General features: G+C 60.0%; 16 protein-coding genes. 5 read left to right on the top strand and 11 right to left on the bottom strand.

Annotated elements, in window-relative coordinates:
• Positions 1-89: 89 nt before the first annotated feature.
• Together HDF10_RS04050 and HDF10_RS04045 are read left to right on the top strand one after the other, a co-directional pair.
• On the top strand, positions 90-1,955 hold the full coding sequence (locus HDF10_RS04050) for a glycosyltransferase family protein (protein ID WP_221271394.1): 1,866 nt from the start codon (positions 90-92) through the stop codon (positions 1,953-1,955).
• 110 nt (positions 1,956-2,065) lie between these two features.
• Positions 2,066-3,079 (top strand): polyprenyl synthetase family protein, encoded by a 1,014-nt coding sequence (locus tag HDF10_RS04045; protein ID WP_183810678.1) that lies wholly within the window; start codon positions 2,066-2,068, stop codon positions 3,077-3,079.
• Positions 3,080-3,364: 285 nt separating this feature from the next.
• Here HDF10_RS04045 and HDF10_RS04040 read toward each other — a convergent pair whose 3' ends face one another.
• Positions 3,365-3,769 carry a (R)-mandelonitrile lyase gene (locus HDF10_RS04040; protein ID WP_183810676.1) on the bottom strand — a complete coding sequence of 135 codons (405 nt, stop codon included), beginning with the start codon at positions 3,767-3,769 and terminating at the stop codon, positions 3,365-3,367.
• A 126-nt stretch (positions 3,770-3,895) separates the two neighbouring features.
• A complete protein-coding gene (locus HDF10_RS04035) occupies positions 3,896-4,351 on the bottom strand; it encodes a hypothetical protein (protein WP_183810674.1) in 456 nt (151 codons plus the stop codon).
• Between the two features lie 108 nt (positions 4,352-4,459).
• On the opposite strand from HDF10_RS04035, the gene HDF10_RS04030 reads away from it, so the two are divergent.
• The 3 genes from HDF10_RS04030 to HDF10_RS21330 all read left to right on the top strand — a co-directional run bounded on the left by HDF10_RS04030 (position 4,460) and on the right by HDF10_RS21330 (position 6,538).
• The gene (locus tag HDF10_RS04030; protein ID WP_183810672.1) at positions 4,460-4,831 is read left to right on the top strand and encodes a metal-sulfur cluster assembly factor; all 372 of its coding nucleotides are present in this window, start codon (positions 4,460-4,462) and stop codon (positions 4,829-4,831) included.
• 2 nt (positions 4,832-4,833) lie between these two features.
• Positions 4,834-5,610, top strand: coding sequence for a class I SAM-dependent methyltransferase (locus HDF10_RS04025; protein ID WP_183810664.1), 777 nt, complete (start codon positions 4,834-4,836; stop codon positions 5,608-5,610).
• Between the two features lie 418 nt (positions 5,611-6,028).
• Positions 6,029-6,538, top strand: coding sequence for a GNAT family N-acetyltransferase (locus tag HDF10_RS21330; RefSeq protein WP_406705796.1), 510 nt, complete (start codon positions 6,029-6,031; stop codon positions 6,536-6,538).
• A gap of 120 nt (positions 6,539-6,658) precedes the next feature.
• Here the strand turns inward: HDF10_RS21330 and HDF10_RS04015 are convergent, their stop codons facing one another.
• The 9 genes from HDF10_RS04015 to ftsZ form a co-directional block, all read right to left on the bottom strand.
• Positions 6,659-7,564: a ferritin-like domain-containing protein gene (locus HDF10_RS04015; protein ID WP_183810662.1), complete on the bottom strand. Its 906-nt coding sequence runs from the start codon at positions 7,562-7,564 to the stop codon at positions 6,659-6,661.
• 283 nt (positions 7,565-7,847) lie between these two features.
• On the bottom strand, positions 7,848-8,294 hold the full coding sequence (locus HDF10_RS04010) for a hypothetical protein (RefSeq protein ID WP_183810660.1): 447 nt from the start codon (positions 8,292-8,294) through the stop codon (positions 7,848-7,850).
• Between the two features lie 41 nt (positions 8,295-8,335).
• Positions 8,336-8,761: a DUF4019 domain-containing protein gene (locus HDF10_RS04005; RefSeq protein ID WP_183810658.1), complete on the bottom strand. Its 426-nt coding sequence runs from the start codon at positions 8,759-8,761 to the stop codon at positions 8,336-8,338.
• 135 nt (positions 8,762-8,896) lie between these two features.
• On the bottom strand, positions 8,897-9,373 hold the full coding sequence (gene tsaE / locus HDF10_RS04000) for a tRNA (adenosine(37)-N6)-threonylcarbamoyltransferase complex ATPase subunit type 1 TsaE (RefSeq protein WP_183811573.1): 477 nt from the start codon (positions 9,371-9,373) through the stop codon (positions 8,897-8,899).
• Between the two features lie 58 nt (positions 9,374-9,431).
• The gene (locus HDF10_RS03995) at positions 9,432-10,214 is read right to left on the bottom strand and encodes a hypothetical protein (RefSeq protein ID WP_183810656.1); all 783 of its coding nucleotides are present in this window, start codon (positions 10,212-10,214) and stop codon (positions 9,432-9,434) included.
• A 65-nt stretch (positions 10,215-10,279) separates the two neighbouring features.
• Positions 10,280-12,061: a glycosyltransferase family 39 protein gene (locus tag HDF10_RS03990; protein ID WP_183810654.1), complete on the bottom strand. Its 1,782-nt coding sequence runs from the start codon at positions 12,059-12,061 to the stop codon at positions 10,280-10,282.
• Between the two features lie 283 nt (positions 12,062-12,344).
• Positions 12,345-13,961: an NAD(P)H-hydrate dehydratase gene (locus HDF10_RS03985; RefSeq protein ID WP_183810652.1), complete on the bottom strand. Its 1,617-nt coding sequence runs from the start codon at positions 13,959-13,961 to the stop codon at positions 12,345-12,347.
• A gap of 398 nt (positions 13,962-14,359) precedes the next feature.
• The gene (locus HDF10_RS03980; protein ID WP_260177596.1) at positions 14,360-15,616 is read right to left on the bottom strand and encodes a penicillin-binding transpeptidase domain-containing protein; all 1,257 of its coding nucleotides are present in this window, start codon (positions 15,614-15,616) and stop codon (positions 14,360-14,362) included.
• A gap of 152 nt (positions 15,617-15,768) precedes the next feature.
• On the bottom strand, positions 15,769-17,280 hold the full coding sequence (gene ftsZ / locus HDF10_RS03975) for a cell division protein FtsZ (protein WP_183810650.1): 1,512 nt from the start codon (positions 17,278-17,280) through the stop codon (positions 15,769-15,771).
• Between the last annotated feature and the right edge of the window lie 265 nt (positions 17,281-17,545).

Genomic DNA, 17,545 nt, shown 5'->3' with positions numbered 1-17,545 from the left:
ACCCAGACACCCGCCCAACCAAGACCGGTACACAAGTCACGAAGTGACCGCCCCACGCGAAGTGGGCCCCTCCGGCAGGACAAGCGCAGTTGAGAGCAATCGCAACCCCACTGCGATACCCTCAACACATGCAGCGCGACCGGCTCCCCTACCTCCTGATCCCACTAGCCGCCTGCATCGCCATCCTCCCTCTCCTCCTCCACGGCTGCTCCTGCGGCCACGACTTCGACTTCCATCTCCTCAACTGGATGGAGGCCGCTCGCCAGTTCACCCACGGCAACCTCCACCCGCACTGGGCCTATACCGCGGCCTACAACGCCGGCGAACCCCGCTTCGTCTTCTACCCGCCACTCTCCTGGACACTCGGCGCGATCCTCACCCTCCTCTTCCCAATAACCGCAACGCCGATCCTCTACACCTGGCTAGCCCTCACCGCCAGCGGCCTCGCGCTCCACCGCCTCGCCCAAGAATTCACCCCACCCACCGCCGCTCTCCTCGCCGCGATCCTCTACACGGTGAACCCCTACATGCTCTTCACTGCCTTCGAGCGCACCGCCTACGCCGAACTCCTCGCCGCCGCCTTCATCCCGCTCCTCCTCCACGCCATCCTGAGCCAGCGCGTCACCATCCCCCGCATCGCCATCCCCGTAGCGCTCCTCTGGCTCACCAACGCCCCCGCCGCCGTCATGAGCTGCTATGCCCTCGCCCTCCTCACCATCATCCGACTAGCCACAAATCGGGCTACCTCATCTCCAGCCCCAATCCACCCATCCGATCCATCTCAGACATCGTGGAGATCACGGACCACCACAAATCCGGGTGCCCCATACATCGACCTTGATGTGTGGGCATCGGGCGCAAGCCCGACCGCTCCCGCCCACGCCGACCCCACCCCAATCCCATCCCAAACACCACTCAGCCTAACCATCAACACCATCGCCGGCACCACCCTCGGCCTCGCCCTCGCCGCCTTCTACCTCCTCCCCGCCGCCTACGAGCGCCGCTACGTCCAGATCGCCATGGCCATCATCCCCAACATGCGCATCCAGGACAACTTCCTCTTCCACCACACCGGCGACGCCCCCCACGATCAAGTCCTCCACACCGCATCGATCCTCGCCCTCATCCTCCTCGTGGCAACGGTCATAGCCCTGACAGCTCTCTACCTGACCAGAAAAGCCCCGGTGCCCCATCCTTCGCGTTCTTGCGAAGGGTGGGATCGAAGCTCTTCGACCACCATCAGTCTCCTCTTCTCGCTAGCCATCCTCACCACAGCCATCGCCCTCCTCCTAACCCCACTCACCACCATCTTCTGGAACCACGCCCCCGAGCTAGCCTTCCTCCAATTCCCCTGGCGTCTCCTGGCGATCCTTGCCACCATCATGAGCCTCGCCATCGCCCTGGCAATCACTCGCCTGAACCTCAAATCCACAGCCAGCACCGCACTCACCATCGCCCTCGCCGCAGCTCTCACCTACCCGGCCTACACCCTCTTCCACCAACCATGCGACGAAGAGGATACCCCCACCGCCCGCGAAGCTCTCTTCCACTCCAACCGCGGCACCGAACCCACCGACGAGTACACCCCCACCACCGCCGACAACGACTCCCTCGCCCAAAGCGACCCACCCTACTGGCTCTCGGAAGACTCCAACGCCAAAGCCCCCACCCAAACCCAACCCGCACCCGCGCCCACCCCCCTCACGCTCAACCCACCCATCCCCGAAGACCTCATCCTCAACCTCCGCGACTACCCCGCCTGGCGCATCACCGACAACGGTTCCCTCATCACCACGCGCGACCAGCGCGACGACGGCCTCATCGCCATCCCCATCCCCGCCGGTCCCTCCCTCATCGCAATCACCTACGCCCGCACCCCAGACCAAATCCTCGGCAACACCATCTCCCTCCTGGCCCTCGCCACTCTCCTCATCACCCTCCACCGCAGGGTGTAGGGCTCAGGGTGTAAGGTGTAGGCTGTTCGTACGATGGTAGTGTTGGTTGTAGTGGCCTACACCCTAAGCCCTGCACCCTACACCCTGTCCCTGATTTATCATCGAACCCGATGCAACCCACGGTAAAAGACCTGCTCCTCTCCGGCGCCCAACTCACCGATGCCGCCCTCGAACGCATCCTGCCCGCAACCGACACACTTCCTCACTCCATCCACCGCGCCATGCGGCATAGCACCTTCGCCGGCGGCAAGCGTCTCCGTCCCATCCTCTGCATGGAAGCAGCTCGCCTCGCCGCATGCACCGAGGCTTACCCCGACGGAATCGCCGACCTCGGCGCCGCGCTCGAGATGATCCACACCTACTCCCTCATCCACGACGACCTGCCCGCCCTCGACAACGACGACCTGCGCCGCGGCCAGCCCACCTGCCATGTCGTCTTCGGCGAAGCCACCGCCATCCTCGCCGGCGACGCCCTCCAGACCCTCGCCTTCCAAACCATCGCCACCCTTCCGATCCCATCCCCAGCCACCATCGCCATCCTTCGCGAGATCACCCTCGCCATCGGCACCGGCGTTGGCCACGTCGGCGACCTCGATACCAAACTCCCTCCCGGCATGATCGGCGGTCAAGTCATGGACATCGAAGCCGAAGGCACTCCACCCACAGCAGCACTCGTCGAAGCGATCCACCGCTCCAAGACTGGCGCTCTCATCACCGCCAGCATTGTCTCCGGCGGTCTTTATGGCCTGAGCCTCCGTCATCGCTCAACTAGCAGCTACGCCCGTGACGAAAACTTCATCGGACCGAAGCCAGGCCGCACCGCCTACGCCCCCTATGCCGACACCACTGCACGCCTCCGCACCTTCGGCGAAAAGGCCGGCCTCGCCTTCCAGATCGTCGACGATGTCCTCGACATGACCCAAAGCTCCGAGGAGCTCGGCAAGACCGCAGGCAAAGACACCGCCAGCATCAAAGCCACCTGGCCCGCCGTCTTCGGCATCGACCAATCCCTCCACGACGCCGAAGAGCTCATCGCCGACGCCTTCGCCGCGCTGGCCCCCTTCGGCCCCGCCGCCGACCCACTCAAATCTCTGGCCCAATATCTAGTCGAACGAAAAAACTAGCGTCGCTGCCGCAGTTTGCTATGGGACAGAAAGTCCATCCGTGCTTTTTGTTGTCATCCCCGCAGGGGATCTGCGTTCTTGCATGTGCCGTTACTGACAGCCTTCTAAATCCAGTTTTGTTAAGGGCACGGCTTCCAGCCGTGCCGTAAATAGAGAGCAATGCACGCGGCTTTAGCCGCTGAGGTACGTTTCTTTCAAGTGCCGGCATCGCCTCAGAAGCCCTCAGCATCATCCTGAACTACACAACACCGTTCAAACCCACCAACCGCAGCCCGCAAGTCACGATCACCCCGCCGCACCATACTCCTCATCCGTAACCTTCGCACCCCAGGCGACCGTACTCCCCGAATCATCCGCCTGCTGCATCGCCAGGTGCACCATCGTGCGTCCAGCCTGCGCGCCATGCCAATGATTCTCCCCTGCCCCGATCACCACTACATCCCCAGGATGAATTGCCTGCGCCGCCGGCCCCTCCAACTGCACCCAGCCCAACCCAGAGATCACCTCCAGCACCTGCACCACCGGATGCCTATGCCAAGCCGTCCGCGCCCCCGGAGAAAACGTCACCCGAGCAGCCTGCAACCGCGAAGGCGCAGCCGCCTCCACAATCCCATCCACCCACACATCGCCGGTGAACCACTCCTCCGGACCCTTCCTGCAACCTCGGTCACCACTCTTCACAATCTTCATCCCGCCACTCTAGCACTTCAACTCGCATCTCCGCAGGGGTGCGCGGGGAACTGTGGTGGGTCAGTTTGGAGTGAATGACCGAAATTGCCGATAACCGGACTTTCAGAGCACCAACCGGAAACAAGTTCATCTACGACGGAATCTTCGTCGCAACCGTTCAAGAAATGAACGCCTCTTCTGGTGAGCCAGTTCTAGCGTTTCATTTACCGGAAGCCAAACCTCTTCGCCATCCGAACTGACTTCAAAGAAACCCACCCCATGCAGTTTCGCTAATCTTTCCGCTTCGCCAGCGGCGGCGACGGCCTTCGACCACGCGAATCCGGCATATACAAACTGCCGACCGATGGTGTAATCCCCAAGCACACCCTCGTCATCCTGCAAATGGATTTCTGCTTGTGGACTGTTTATGTCCGGGAACGTGCGCTGCATCTCTTTTACCCAAGCCCGCAAGCGAGCGGAAGTCCGTGCAGGATCGTCATAAGGTCCATCATTCCATTTTGTCAGTGCGAAGTACCACTCCATGAAGCCGTCGTGATTCTTCGGCGCAGCTTCTGGCTCGAAAACCATCAGGTCGTAACTCATGCGACGTATCCTAGCAGTCGAGCATTCCCGCAAAACGGGGTTATAGGACCTTGGTTGCCCTTGAGTTCAACCTGACCCATTATCCAGAGAACGCTATCATCGAAACAGATGCTCACCCAGTCCGACATCCTTCACGCCCTCCGCGACTGTTACGACCCCGTACTCCCCTGCAACATCGTCGACCTCGGCCTCATCCACTCCATCACCATCACCCCCGACGCCGAAGCCCCCGGCGCACGCATCCCAGGCGTCCCGCAAAAATGCATCATCGAAATCTCCGTCACCCCCACCCAAACCGAAGAAGCCGCCACCGCCCAACTCAGCGCACAAATATCCAACCGCCTCGCCGGCCTCGAAGCCATCAGCCGCACCACCATCACCCTCCTGGACACGCCCCACTGGACCCCCAACAACATCACTCCCGCCGGCCGCAAGACCCTAGGCCTCGACGGCAACCCGCACCTGGTCCAGATCCGCTAATCATGCCCCCACGCAAATCAAAGTTCCCGCTGGTCATGCCCCCGCCCGCACCACCGCAACATCCCTTCGACCAGATCCACGGCGTCGAAACCAGCGGCCTCATCGCCGCCGGCAACCTCACCACCGGCCACCCCAACGACGCCCACGTCACCGCCTACTACGGCGTCGCCCCCAGCATCCTCCGCACCCTCATCCACCTCTGGCGCGACACCAACCCGCCCCACCCCATCCACCACTACACCTTCGTCGACATCGGTGCCGGCAAAGGCCGCGCCATGCTCGTCGCCAGCGAGCTCCCCTTCCACCAAATCATCGGCATCGAGCTCAACCCCACCCTGGCCGACACCGCACAAACAAACGTCGAACACTGGCGCACCTCCCACGCCGCCGACTCCACCGCGCAACCCCTCGCCCCCATCCGCCTCCTCGAACAGGACGCCCTCACCTTCGACTTCCCCCGCACCCCCACCCTCGCCTTCCTCTTCCATCCCTTCGAAGCCCCCGTCCTCAAGCTCCTCCTCCGCCGCATCGAAGCCCAGTTCGCCCCCCGCCGCGGCGCCCCAGTCCCAGCCTTCGACCTCCTCTACGTCAACTCCGAGTGCCGCGCCCTCCTCGACCGCCACCCCGCCTTCACCCGCCTCTTCCTCGGCCCCGTAGCCATGTCCCCCGAAGACCACGCCGCCGACCTCGCCGCCATCGCCCAACAAAAAGAGTACGGCTCCACCGGCGACGAAGAGTGCGCCATCTACCGCTTGACCGGCCGCTCCACCAAACTCTGAATTACAGGCCACCATCATCAGAGAACGCACCAATACGTAACCAAAGGGCTTGCAGAGAAATATCTATCTAAAACTCGTCATCTCGACCGGTGGCCTATCTAAAAACTCGTATCTCGACCGGGTGGCCTCCTAAAAACTCGTCATCTCGGCCGGAGCCGTGCAGTTTCATCGCACGGCGGAGTGGAGAGACCCCCGTCTTTCGTCTTTGCCTCTGTCGTCGTCGTGCTCAGCAAATCTCCGTATTTCGATTGTCCCTAAAAAGTCCGAAGTGATACGCTGTCCCTGCCTATGATTGCCTGAACCATCCAGCGAGCTGCCAGCGACGCCTCGGCCACCACCGGGCAGCGCCATCCCATGCCATCCAGCCACGCAAGATCGTTCAGGAGAAACTCGAATGCCATCCTAAGGCAAAGAAAACATCACAACCCCCCGTCTCCAGCTAGTCGCCATCACCCCTGAGTCCCTAACCTCCGAGCAAAGCTCCGACGGCAAGCTAGGCGACGTCCTCCACTGCCGCGTCACCTCCGAGTGGCCCCACGCCGACTGGGAGCCGCACGTCCTCCAACTCCTCCAGCAGCGTTTCGCCGACGACCCCACCGACATCGGCTGGCACCGCTACGTCCTCCTCCCCTCCACCACCAACCAACCCGCAACCCTCATCGGCTCTGTCGGCGGCTTTCGCTGGCCCGACGACCCCCACGCCGCCGAGATTGGCTACGCCATCCTCCCCGAGTTCCGCCTCCACGGCTACGCCCTCGAAGCCACCAAAGCCATGATCCACTGGATCGAAGCCACCGGCTCCGCAAACAGAATCTTCGCCCACACCTTCCCCCACCTCACCGGCTCCATCCGTATCCTCGAGCACTGCGGCTTCACCCTCGAAGGCCCCGGCAAAGAAGAGGACACCATCCGCTACCGCAGAAATTAACAACCGAAGACACGAAACATAAGGAGGCGAGACCACTTCGTCGCGCCTCAACCAAAAAACAAAACGGGGCACAGCCGAAGCCGCACCCCATCTGTAATCAATCACCAAACACAACCGCGATCAATGTCCCGCAGGGTAAGAAGGCGGCTTTGGCGGTCCACCAGGTACATTCTTATAAACACTCGGTGCGTTTGTCAGCGCCGTCTGCAACGAGTACGCCGTTAGCCCGGCGCCCGGCGCCAAAAACGGCGTCAAAGCCGCCACTGCGGACGCCTTCCCGTTGTAAACCGCAGTCAGATTATCCGTGCGTTCGTAGTTCGTATTGTTGGCCGGATTCTGATTCATCACTACCCTGCCCAGCACACGATGCTCCGCCTCCACTCCCATGATCGAGGCAGCCACCTGCGCAAAGTACTCCAGGTCCCGCGCCGTATAAGCAGCTCCGCTGGCATCACGCTCAATCACCAGACCACCTCTCGTATCAGACGCCATCTGGGCAAACTCGATCGTAGCCAGCAGGTACGCTGCAATAAAAGCATTCTCCAGCGCATTCAAAACAGCGATGAAGGGAGCAAGCGTATCGAACGTTCCCGTCGGAAAATAAAACGTCTGCACCGAATCGGTCGTCGAAACCGTCTTCCCAATCAGAGACCGAAGCAGGTCGGCGTGCTGAATCTCTTCGCTCAACGCAGCGCGAAAGTATTCTACATTGCCCAGGTTTCCGGCAGCCGTTACATGCGTGGCCGTTCCGCCCGGTCCGGCAAGGTTCGGATCCATAATCACCGGACCCACCAGACCGTTGTAATAGAACGTACTCGCCAGATCCTCAGCAATCAGAGCCGCAGTAAAGATCTCCTGCGCCGTATCGCCACTCTGATTATCCAGGCCCGGAGCCGCTGCGTGAAGAGGTGTGCCCGGAAGAAACGCCGCTGCCGTTGCAGACAGCCCAAACAGCCCGGCGCGGGTGACAAAGGAACGACGTGGCAGCAGACCCGCTGCCGATTTACCAACATTGATTCCACTCATAAGCTGGCCCTCCCCGGGCCATCAAACACTGCTACCTCTTGAATTTCAGTTTTGAATTGAACGTGATTTGAACGAGGCCCCGGTCGAACCGGAATCGGGAGGGTAGAGATGCCTGCGAGCAAAGGCGAGACAGCAGATCCTGGCGGTTCCGACATCTTCAGAACGCGCCGGACCAGACACCGGATTGCACAGGTTTGTAAATTTTCAAAACATCCGCGCCGTCTAGGGTGGAGTCGCTGGCTGCGCTGGAGCGGTGGCTGATGGAACGCGGGGGAGCGGGAGCCTATCGCGACAGATGGCTCACGACAAGTGCGATCGGCAGACCGACGAAGAGGATATGAATGACCAGCTGGGTTAGGAAAGCTTTGGCGGAAAAGGGAATTGTTGCGGCGGAGAGTGGGAGCACAATTCGATTCATCACCAGATGAACCGCCGCGCCGTATAGAACTCCGCTGAGCAGTGGATGGTCGATGAGGATCGCCAGCTTGCGGCTGCTTGCGTAGTAGACGAAGGCGGCAGTGAAAGAGATCAAGAAGTGGAAGAACAGGCCAGCGGTTGCGGTTTTCTTTCCCCCCTCGAATGCGGAGGGCCCGAGAGCGCCGCTGGCGATTCTCTGCAAGAGCCGCTCGAGGGGTATGCCTTGCGTCCGGCGGACCAACGTTGAGGTTGCGGTAAGGTCGAGAACGCCGGAGAGCAGACCCGCAAGGGAGATCACTTCAAGGCTCGTCATGAGGTCCTCGGTTCCTGCGCTCTTAGGTGATAACTGAAAACCTACTTGATGTAGTACCCCGCCACCCGCCAAACCTTATCTTTCTCCCGGCTCATGATCACAGTCTCCTGCGCCACCGTCTTATGCTCAAAGCTCGTCTCATAAAGAATTACCACATAATCTCCATCCGGCGCACCCGGCAGCAGCGTCGTGTACGTGGCGCTCTGCAGCTTCCTGCTCTCAAGCTTTCCCAGCGGGTCGCGCACATTCTTCATAGTCGACTCCCACTTCTCCACCGTCACCGCCCCTCTCATCACCGCAGCCGCAGCATTCCAGCTCTCTACATACTTCCCCGCATCCATCAGCGCCAGCCAGCTCTCGCCCGCACGCACCGCGATCTGCTCCGCCGTCTCCTGCACCATCGGCGAGTGCACCTGAGCAGTCAGCCCAACCGCTCCACAACTCGCACCGACCGCCAGACAGATCATCAAAGCGCTCTTCAAAACCATCCGCACACCGCCTCACACAACAAGATCATCCGACACGCCAATCCTAAGCCCCAGCCACATCCCATCCACACAAATCCCTGAACGTCCAGCATACGAGCACAGACAGAAAAATCCCTACCCCTTCACCCGAACATAAAACATCCGCTCATCCCCACCCGCATGTTCAATCGCAATCTCCCCATCCGCCCGCGCCACCACGCTAGGAAACTTCTCCCCCCACTCCACCAGCACCAGCGCGTCCTCCTCCTCCGCCATCTCCTCCAGCCCCAGCGTCATCAACTCCCGCTCCGTCTCCAGCCGATAAAGATCCAGGTGAAACAGCCGCACCTTCCTCCCCGCATACTCATGCACCAGCGTAAAAGTAGGACTCGTTACCTCGTCAGTCTCCGCCGCCCCCAGCGCCGCGGCGATCCCCTTCACCAGCGTCGTCTTCCCCGCCCCCAGATCCCCCCGCAGCACAAACATCTTCGGCGCCGGCAGCAACATCTCCGCCACCCGCTCCCCCATCGCCAGCGTCCCCGCCTCGCTCCGCGTCTTGAACCGCTTCTTCTCCCGCAACTCCAAACTCACACCCTCGCCCTCTTCCACCATCTTCTCACCAGAGCGAACCCACACCTGTCCACGCGATAGAAGATCCGAGCAGCCGGCCCTACGGCTTCTCCTCCCCCTTCCGCCGATCGACCACCTTGTATCCCTCAGGCACCACAAAGTACCTCGGATCCGGCTCCGACGTAGTCAACTCCGTCACCGAGAACGATTGCCTCCCGCTCGACGGATCGTCAACCTTCGAGATAAGGTTGATGCCGAGCTTGGCCGAGTACCAGAACTCCCGCGTGCTCACCATCGGCAGATCGTTTCCCAGCACCCCAGGATTCAGCGTCGTCGTCTCCCGATACCCGATCGTGTCCACTCCGTTCGAATTGCTAAGCCCCAGATCGTCATGTTGACGAAACCCCTGCCCGTCCGGCAATGGCCCCGTAGTCCCCATCCCTGGCCTGTAGACCATGTCCGGCACCAACCCGTAGGGCCGCACCTCGCAGATTTTTTCCTCGACGCCGCAATTCAACCACGTGTGCTCCATCGGATCGGAGATCTGAAATACGTCCATGCGCGACTCGATCTTGCTCCCCTTCGGCACCAGCAGCCAGCGCTCCTGATAGATCCGCCCTCGTCCATCCCGCACAATGCGTCTCTTGTTGACCAGCGTAAACGAGCCTCCATTTCCCAACGGCCGCGACCACTCCGTCACCAGCATCATGCTGAACGGAGCACCCGTCAGCGGCGGGATGAAGATACTCTCCATCCTTCCACTCGTTCCGCCATCCTGGATATGAACCACCGGAGGCGCCGCCTGAGCGAGCGCAAAAGGATGAGGCACAACCAGCACTGCCAGCACAACCAAAGGGAGCAGCCTCAACGACCGAACGCGCATCCGAACCCTCCGCACCACGGCGAAAGTATAGACCTCAAGTCGCTCAAAGCAACGTGAAAGTCTTCTCATTGCGCTGAATTTGGCTTCTTTCCCTCTGTTGGTTTTGGCCTCGCCATCTCCACCAGACTCGCAGCAAGAGGAACATCATAGTGTCCGTCATACACCAGAATCCCACCATCCAAAATCGCCGACGGCTTCAGCTCTTTGAACTGTGCATAAGGATTTGCCTGCCCAATCGGCAGATCGACTCCTTCAAGCTCGTCATCACTGATCAAAACCGGACCTTCAATCTGATCCGGAACATTCATCGAAACCGGAATCCACCAAAGATTGACCATGGTCGGAAGCGGCCGGCAAGGCACACCATAGTAGCGCTCCTCTGCAACACCACTCGCCGTATACGCCATCCAGCACTCCGTCACATGGCGCTCCCGAAGATACTTCGCAGCCGTCTTCAACTGCTGTCCCCAATCCGAGTTCGAGTCGCTAAGCAGCCGATGTACATTCTTCTGGCCACCCCAGGCCTCATTCGCATACGCAACATATCCAGGAAACGATCTCAACGAAGTAATCGCCTGAAACACAAGCAGCCCGCCCGCTACAACCATCCACCGGCGATCCCGACTGATCAAAACACTCAAAGCCGAAGCTCCAACAAGGTACAGAAAGGGATAGATCGGAAGAATGTGCCGAACTCCGATGTTCATATCCGAGTGCATCGCCAGACTCAGAAAGACGACAACAGGAACCATCAACAGCAGCCAACGCCAACATACTGCCCGCTCACTCCAACACAGAAAGAGAGCGATCCCCAACATCGCAAGAAACGGCAGAGTCGACTTGATCGCAATCGCAGCCGGAAAGTACAACCACGTTCCATGCCGTCGCAACCTTCCAAACAAATAGCTGATGTCCCGCTCCTCGGTAAGCTTCGTATTCACAAGTCCCCAGACATACGCCTCAGGAAGAACATGCGTTCGGGCCAGCATCTGCAAAGGTCGCGGGTTGGCGACATGCGCATACTCCCGCAGATAACTTTCAAGATTCGGATTCTGAACCATCCCAACAGGCCGCGCCGCATAGCGGAAGCCATAGCAGCTCCAAAGCACAACGTACGCAACACACAACACACCGGCCAGCGCCGCAACTCTCCGCCACGCCAAACGCAGATCCCGTCCACCAAGCCACCCAACCACGATCATCAGCGCCAGCGTGGGCGCAAGGAATAAACCAGTGAACTTCACCGCCCAGGCAAGGCCCACGACCACGCCGACCAGAAGCATCCTCCATACTGTCGGACGCAGCATGTATCGATACCACGAGTACACCGCCGTAAAGACAAAGAACGTAATCGCCGCATCCGTCGTCACCAACGCTCCGTGAGCAAGAAGCGTTGGATCGAACACAAGAAACGCCAGCGCCAGCAACCCGGCAACGCTACCGAAGATCTCCTGACCCGCTAGAAACACCAGCAGAGCAAGACCAATCGTGAATAGTGAGATGGCAACCCGCCCACGAATCAGAAGCTGGTTCGCATCGTTCTTGAACAAAAACTCTCGACCATCAATGAAAGCCTCCAGCTGGGAACTCCTCCCCTGCTGAACCGGCTCATAGAGCCGCAAAGGCAATAAAGGAACGGCCGCGACCGTCTTGGCCAGCGGAGGAACCTCTGGATTCAACCCGAAGTCGTGATGCTTCAGGATCGTATATCCATCGAAGAGATGATGACCCTCATCCCAGCTCATCGAGGTTCTGACATTGACAGCCAGCAGCTGCAGAAAAAGCACGGTCAACAGACCAGCGACCGCCAACCCACGTAGAACAACGTTCCGACGAGTGTTAACCACACGCTCCCCCAAACAAGGTCCAACTCTGTGATCTAACGCACCTCAAGCTGCATAAGTTCCCCGAAGATCCGCGAAAATGTACACCGAAACTGACTCCCAATTTTTGCCGTTGCTTTTGCAATTGCGGTTGCTAGTTCTTCCCAACCCCAACCCAAACCCAAAATAGCGTCATCCTGAGCGAACTTGCTCACGGCCTTCGTGAGCAACGCAGTCGAAGGATCCCCGTATTTGCCTTTGCCGTTGTTCTTGCCGTTGCCTGTTTCTTCTCATCTCATCTCAAAAATCAACGCCACCGCAACCCACAGATCCACACCAGCCCATCCGCATCCGTCACCCGATAGCGAAACGCATCCGAAAGGTGTGTAACCGTATCGGTTGCAAGTACCGTATGCTCGTCCATCGCATGCGCCGCAAAGTCCGCCGCCAGCCCATGCAGATAAACCGCCGCCTCCACCGCACGAGCCACATCGCCGGGAAACTGCGCCAGCATCGCCGCCACAATCCCCGTCAGAATATCCCCGCTCCCACCCTTCGCCATCGCCGGATTCCCACTCGTATTCACCGCAATCGAGCCATCCGGATGCGCAATCAGCGTTCGCCACCCCTTCAGCACCAGCGTCAGCTTATGCTGCGTCGCAAACCTCCGCGCCAGCCCAACCCGATCCGCCTCCACCTCTTTCACCGTCATCCCCGCCAGCCGCGCCATCTCCCCCGGATGCGGCGTCAGCACCATCACCCGCCCCTCACCATTCAGCAGATCCGTCTTTCCCTCGAAAGCATTCAACGCATCCGCGTCGATCACCACCGGCACCATCGTCTTCTCCACGATCTGCCGCGCAAACGCCGGAGCATCCCCTTCGGTCGACAGCCCCGGCCCAACGGCCACCACCGAGATCTTCGTCACCAGCGCATCCAGCTTCGCCCCATCCAGATTCTTGAACGAAACCGCACCCTTGGTCCCCTCCGCCAGCGGCACCATCATCAACTCCGGCGCAATCCGAGTCACCGTATCCAGAATGCTCTTCGGCACCGCAGCCGTCACCAGCCCAGCCCCACTTCGCAGACACGCCAGCGACGCCATCGCCGGAGCCCCAGCCTTCCCGTAGCTCCCCCCCACCACCAGCACATGCCCGAACCTGCCCTTATTCGAGTTCACATCCCGCGGCCTCTCCGCCACCGTCTTCGACGAACCCGCCCACGTAAACCCACTCGCCGAAACCACGGCATCCTCCGGCGATCCGATCCCCGCAACCACCACCGGCCCAAACACTCCGCCGGTCCTCTCATTGCGCGTCAGATGCCCAAACACATGCGCGATCTTCGGCGCCGTAAACGTCACCACAGCATCCGCCCGAAACGACCCCTCCGCCGTCTGCTCCATCGAATTCGCATCCCACCCCGAAGGCAGATCCACCGCCACCACCGGCGTCGCCAACTTCTCCACCATCTCCCGCAACAAAACCGCAAGCCCACGCAGCGGCGGCTTGAATCCCGTCCCCACCACAGCGTCCAGCAGCAACTCCGCCTCGTTCACCGCACCCGCGCAAGCCGCCAGCCCAGCCTCATCCACCACCTCCTCCACCACAACAGACGAGTACTCCTCCCGAAGCCTCCTAAGCGCCGTAGCTGCCTCTCCCTTCACCTCATCCGCCAGCCCCAGCAGCACCACACGAACCAGACATCCCGCCTGCGCCAGCACACGCGCCGCAACAAAACCATCCCCGCCGTTGTTCCCTTTCCCACACAACGCCACCACCCTCATCGCCGCCGGATGCTGCCGCAGACAGAACTGCCCCACCGCACCCCCGGCCGCCTCCATCAACCTCTCCAGCGAAACCCCAAACTCTTCTGCAGTCCACCGATCCACCGCCTGCATCTCCGTCGCTGTAAGAATCTTCATCTTTCCCTTCTACGCGATTCCCCCACCGAAGCCAAGACGCCCCCGCCCCCGACGCTTCACCCCATCCAAAACAGCGAGTCCACCCGTACAGAGATCCAGGCCCCTCACAGCGACATAGGCACACCCCGCGAAAAAGCGGGCACAAACAGCAAAGCCCGACCTAAAGCGAAGCCGGGCCACCCAGGATTCAACTCCAAAAAAGAAGGAAAGATTCAGCTCGCAAAACTGAAAGAAAGATCCTCTCTCCCAAAAGGGAGTGAAAACGAAAATAAATCCAAAAAAGTGGCACTTTTTTAGCAACGCAAAAAGACGCTGCCAAACACCACGCTTTCACCACCAAAACACCACGATGCCACCACGTTCTTACCAGCGCTTTTCACCACGTTTTGCCACAACCCCTACTCAGAACCGCCCATAACACCGCTGTTTTCAACCGTCTGCTTCTGCAAAAAATAATCCTTATTCCACAGCGCCCGGTAAAACTCCCCAGTCAACTCAGCCGCCTTAGGCCCAAAGGTAGGACGTCCGCCCTCGAGAAAAAACACCGTAACAATCCGGCCCTTCGGAGTATCCGCAAACGACCCAAACCACCCGAATCGAGTGCCATTATTCGAGCAGGTCCCCGTCTTGCCCATCACCGGAAACTGGCTAAAGTTAGCCCGTAGAGACCGCGCCGTTCCATACTCCACCGCTCCCGACATCCCCACCGAAATCTCAGGAATCAGCGGAGCAATATCCAAAACTCGTTTCACCTTAGGCTCAAACGTAGCCACATCCACCGCAGTTTCAGGATGTTGCAGATAATAAAGCGTTCCACCATTCGCGATCGCCGAAACCAGAGCCCCCAGCTGCAGCGGAGTCATCGAAACGCTCTCACCAAACGAACACATCCTCCCCACCCCGCCCAGAGACGCCGGCAGTACCTCATCCGGATAAGTCCCCAGCTGCTCGCCCTGAATGTGATATCCAGCCAGCTCGCCAAGCCCAAACTCATTGGCATAGTGCTTCACCCGCTCAAACCCAAGCTGTCGCCCAAGCGTCTCAAAATAAAGATTATTCGAGTGCGCCAGAGCCTCCGTCATAGTCATGTGATAGTGTCCGCCCAGATTCACCGGAGTGTCGTTGCGAACGATCCCCTCCTCGAGCGCCGCCAGAGCAACCGTCAGCTTGATCGTCGAGCAGGGTTCGGCCCCCCTCGACAGTGCCAGCTTCTGGTTGACCATCGCCAGAATCCGCCCCGTAGAGGGGTCGATCGCGATCGCAGTGCCGTTCATATTGCCCAACGCTTCAATCGCCGCCGCGCGAACCAGAGGGTCCTCGCCGTCCACCACATCGCCAAGCGTCAGATTGTCGGCGTACGAACTCGCCGAAAAGTGTTCCTGATACCGCGTCCGCCGCACAGCCAGAGTCGGCCGGGCTCCTCGATGATGCCTCACAACCCCATGCGTTGCAACGACGTGCGCCGTACCCCTGGAAGTAGAACCCGAGTGAGCCGACCCCGCGTGCGAAGCCCCCGAACGACCTTTTACTGCCGTAGCAACTCGCGCCGTACCAGCCGAGTGGCGCCTGGCCTTCCCAGTTGTACTCGTCGCAGCGTTAGCACCCACTCCAGCACCAAGAACCAGGCCGAAGAGGAGTGCGCCAAAAATCTTCAATGATCTCGACACAGGCGGATCCCTCTTATTGATTTGACTGCAATCGAACTGCCATCGATCCACAATTCATCTAATAAAACACTAATTCAACACTAATTCCTAAAGTAGCGCCGTTCCCCATTCGTGCTACTCCCCACGAAATCAGTGGTACTTTAGTTCCCGCGCCGCAGAAACGCAGGAATATCAAGCTCATCCGACTCCGAAGGATTCAAAGGCTCCGCAGCCGCCACAGCCGCGCTCCCAAACGCCGGAACCCGAACCGAGGACTCCCCCGCCTCGCCCGTCATACTGCGCAGGTCCTCCTGTTGGACTCTCACTGGCGCAGAAAAGTGAGTATCCCTCGCCCGCTCAATATGCCCAGCCTCCACCCGATTCCCCTCAGCGGCTCTCTCCCCGCGCGCAACAGGAACCGCAGGAGCCCGAAAAAAGTCGTCATCAAACACCGACGCCGGCACCGGAACCAACTCCGCCGAAGTACCCGCCTCCACCTTCACAACCGGCTCCTTCACCTCGTGCTCATGCATCGGCCGGGCCGCTTCCTTTGCCGTCTCCATCTCACTGGCAAATCTCGTACCCCCAGGTCGAGCAGACACCACACGAGGCTGTATCGGCACGTCATACCGCATCGTCGGCAGCGTCGCCTCGGCCAGCATGCGCTCCCGCCGCTGCGGCATCTCCTGCTGCTTGAAGCCCGTCGCAATCACGGTGATCTTCACCTCATCACCCATCGACTCATCCTGCACTGCACCAAAGATGATGTTGGCATCCTCATGCGCCGCATTCTGAATAATGCTCGAAGCCTCATTCACCTCACTCAGCTTCAGGCTACTCGACCCCGTAATGTTGATCAGAATCCCGCGTGCTCCATCGATCGCTCCCGCCTCCAGCAGCGGCGAAGCCATCGCTGCCATCGCAGCCTCCACCGCGCGATTCGCACCTGTCCGCACGCCTGTCCCCATCACCGCATAGCCCATCCCCGCCATCGTCGTCTTCACATCGGCGAAGTCGCGATTGATCACGCCGGGAATCGTGATGATGTCCGAGATTCCCTGCACGCCCTGCCGCAGCACATCATCCGCAATCCGGAAGCTCTCAAAGAATCCAGCATCCTTCGCCACCGCCAGCAGCTTCTCATTCGGAATCACAATCACGGTATCGACCGACTCCAGCAGCTCCTGCATCCCCCGCTCAGCCTGCTGCATCCGCCGCTTGCCTTCAAACGCAAACGGCCTTGTTACCACCGCCACCGTCAGCGCGCCCATCTCACTCGCCAGGCTCGCAATCACCGGAGCAGCCCCAGTCCCCGTACCACCACCCAGCCCCGCCGTCACGAACACCATGTCCGCGCCCTCGAGCGCCTCAATGATCTTGTCCGAATCCTCAAGCGCGGCGCGCCGTCCCACATCAGGATTCGCACCCGCGCCCAGCCCGCTCGTCAGCTTCACTCCAAGCTGCAGCTTCACCGGAGCGTTCGAAACCTGCAGCGCCTGCACATCCGTATTCGCCGCAATAAACTCCACACCCACCACATTCGCCGCGATCATCCGATTAACAGCGTTGTTCCCGCCCCCGCCCACGCCGATCACCTTGATCCTCGCCCCATGCGGTATCTCATCGTGATAGTGAATGCGGAGATCGTTAGATTCATTGGGCAGATTCGACATGGCAGCAGAACTCCTTGAAAGTTGTTTAATTCTCCCATCTCCTTGCCCAACGCACGACCCCCGTTTTCCACCGCCCGTACCACGCATGGTTCCAAACCCTGCAAACTTGCACCCCTTTTGATAGCGTGCGGCACTCGGGAGAGTGTGCCATCATCCATCGCGCGTCAGCCTCTGTCGTCTCGACTGGAGCAAGACCCCAGCAAGAAACAGTCTCACCGCCATCATTCAATCTCACGATCACTCCTCTTTCCCCCTTGCAAAGATC

Source organism: Tunturiibacter empetritectus, from assembly GCF_014201375.1.
In the GTDB taxonomy this organism is placed as follows: domain Bacteria; phylum Acidobacteriota; class Terriglobia; order Terriglobales; family Acidobacteriaceae; genus Edaphobacter; species Edaphobacter lichenicola_D.
The sequence above is the reverse complement of the archived record's forward strand: the minus strand, read 5'-3'. Positions and strand labels throughout refer to the sequence as shown.

Coding starts and splice junctions, on each gene's coding strand:
- HDF10_RS04045 (WP_183810678.1), top strand. CDS start 2,066: ATGCAACCCACGGTAAAAGACCTGCTCCTCTCCGGCGCCCAACTCACC.
- HDF10_RS04040 (WP_183810676.1), bottom strand. CDS start 3,769: ATGAAGATTGTGAAGAGTGGTGACCGAGGTTGCAGGAAGGGTCCGGAG.
- HDF10_RS04035 (WP_183810674.1), bottom strand. CDS start 4,351: ATGAGTTACGACCTGATGGTTTTCGAGCCAGAAGCTGCGCCGAAGAAT.
- HDF10_RS04030 (WP_183810672.1), top strand. CDS start 4,460: ATGCTCACCCAGTCCGACATCCTTCACGCCCTCCGCGACTGTTACGAC.
- HDF10_RS04025 (WP_183810664.1), top strand. CDS start 4,834: ATGCCCCCACGCAAATCAAAGTTCCCGCTGGTCATGCCCCCGCCCGCA.
- HDF10_RS04015 (WP_183810662.1), bottom strand. CDS start 7,564: ATGAGTGGAATCAATGTTGGTAAATCGGCAGCGGGTCTGCTGCCACGT.
- HDF10_RS04010 (WP_183810660.1), bottom strand. CDS start 8,294: ATGACGAGCCTTGAAGTGATCTCCCTTGCGGGTCTGCTCTCCGGCGTT.
- HDF10_RS04005 (WP_183810658.1), bottom strand. CDS start 8,761: ATGATCTGTCTGGCGGTCGGTGCGAGTTGTGGAGCGGTTGGGCTGACT.
- tsaE (WP_183811573.1), bottom strand. CDS start 9,373: ATGGTGGAAGAGGGCGAGGGTGTGAGTTTGGAGTTGCGGGAGAAGAAG.
- HDF10_RS03995 (WP_183810656.1), bottom strand. CDS start 10,214: ATGCGCGTTCGGTCGTTGAGGCTGCTCCCTTTGGTTGTGCTGGCAGTG.
- HDF10_RS03985 (WP_183810652.1), bottom strand. CDS start 13,961: ATGAAGATTCTTACAGCGACGGAGATGCAGGCGGTGGATCGGTGGACT.
- ftsZ (WP_183810650.1), bottom strand. CDS start 17,280: ATGTCGAATCTGCCCAATGAATCTAACGATCTCCGCATTCACTATCAC.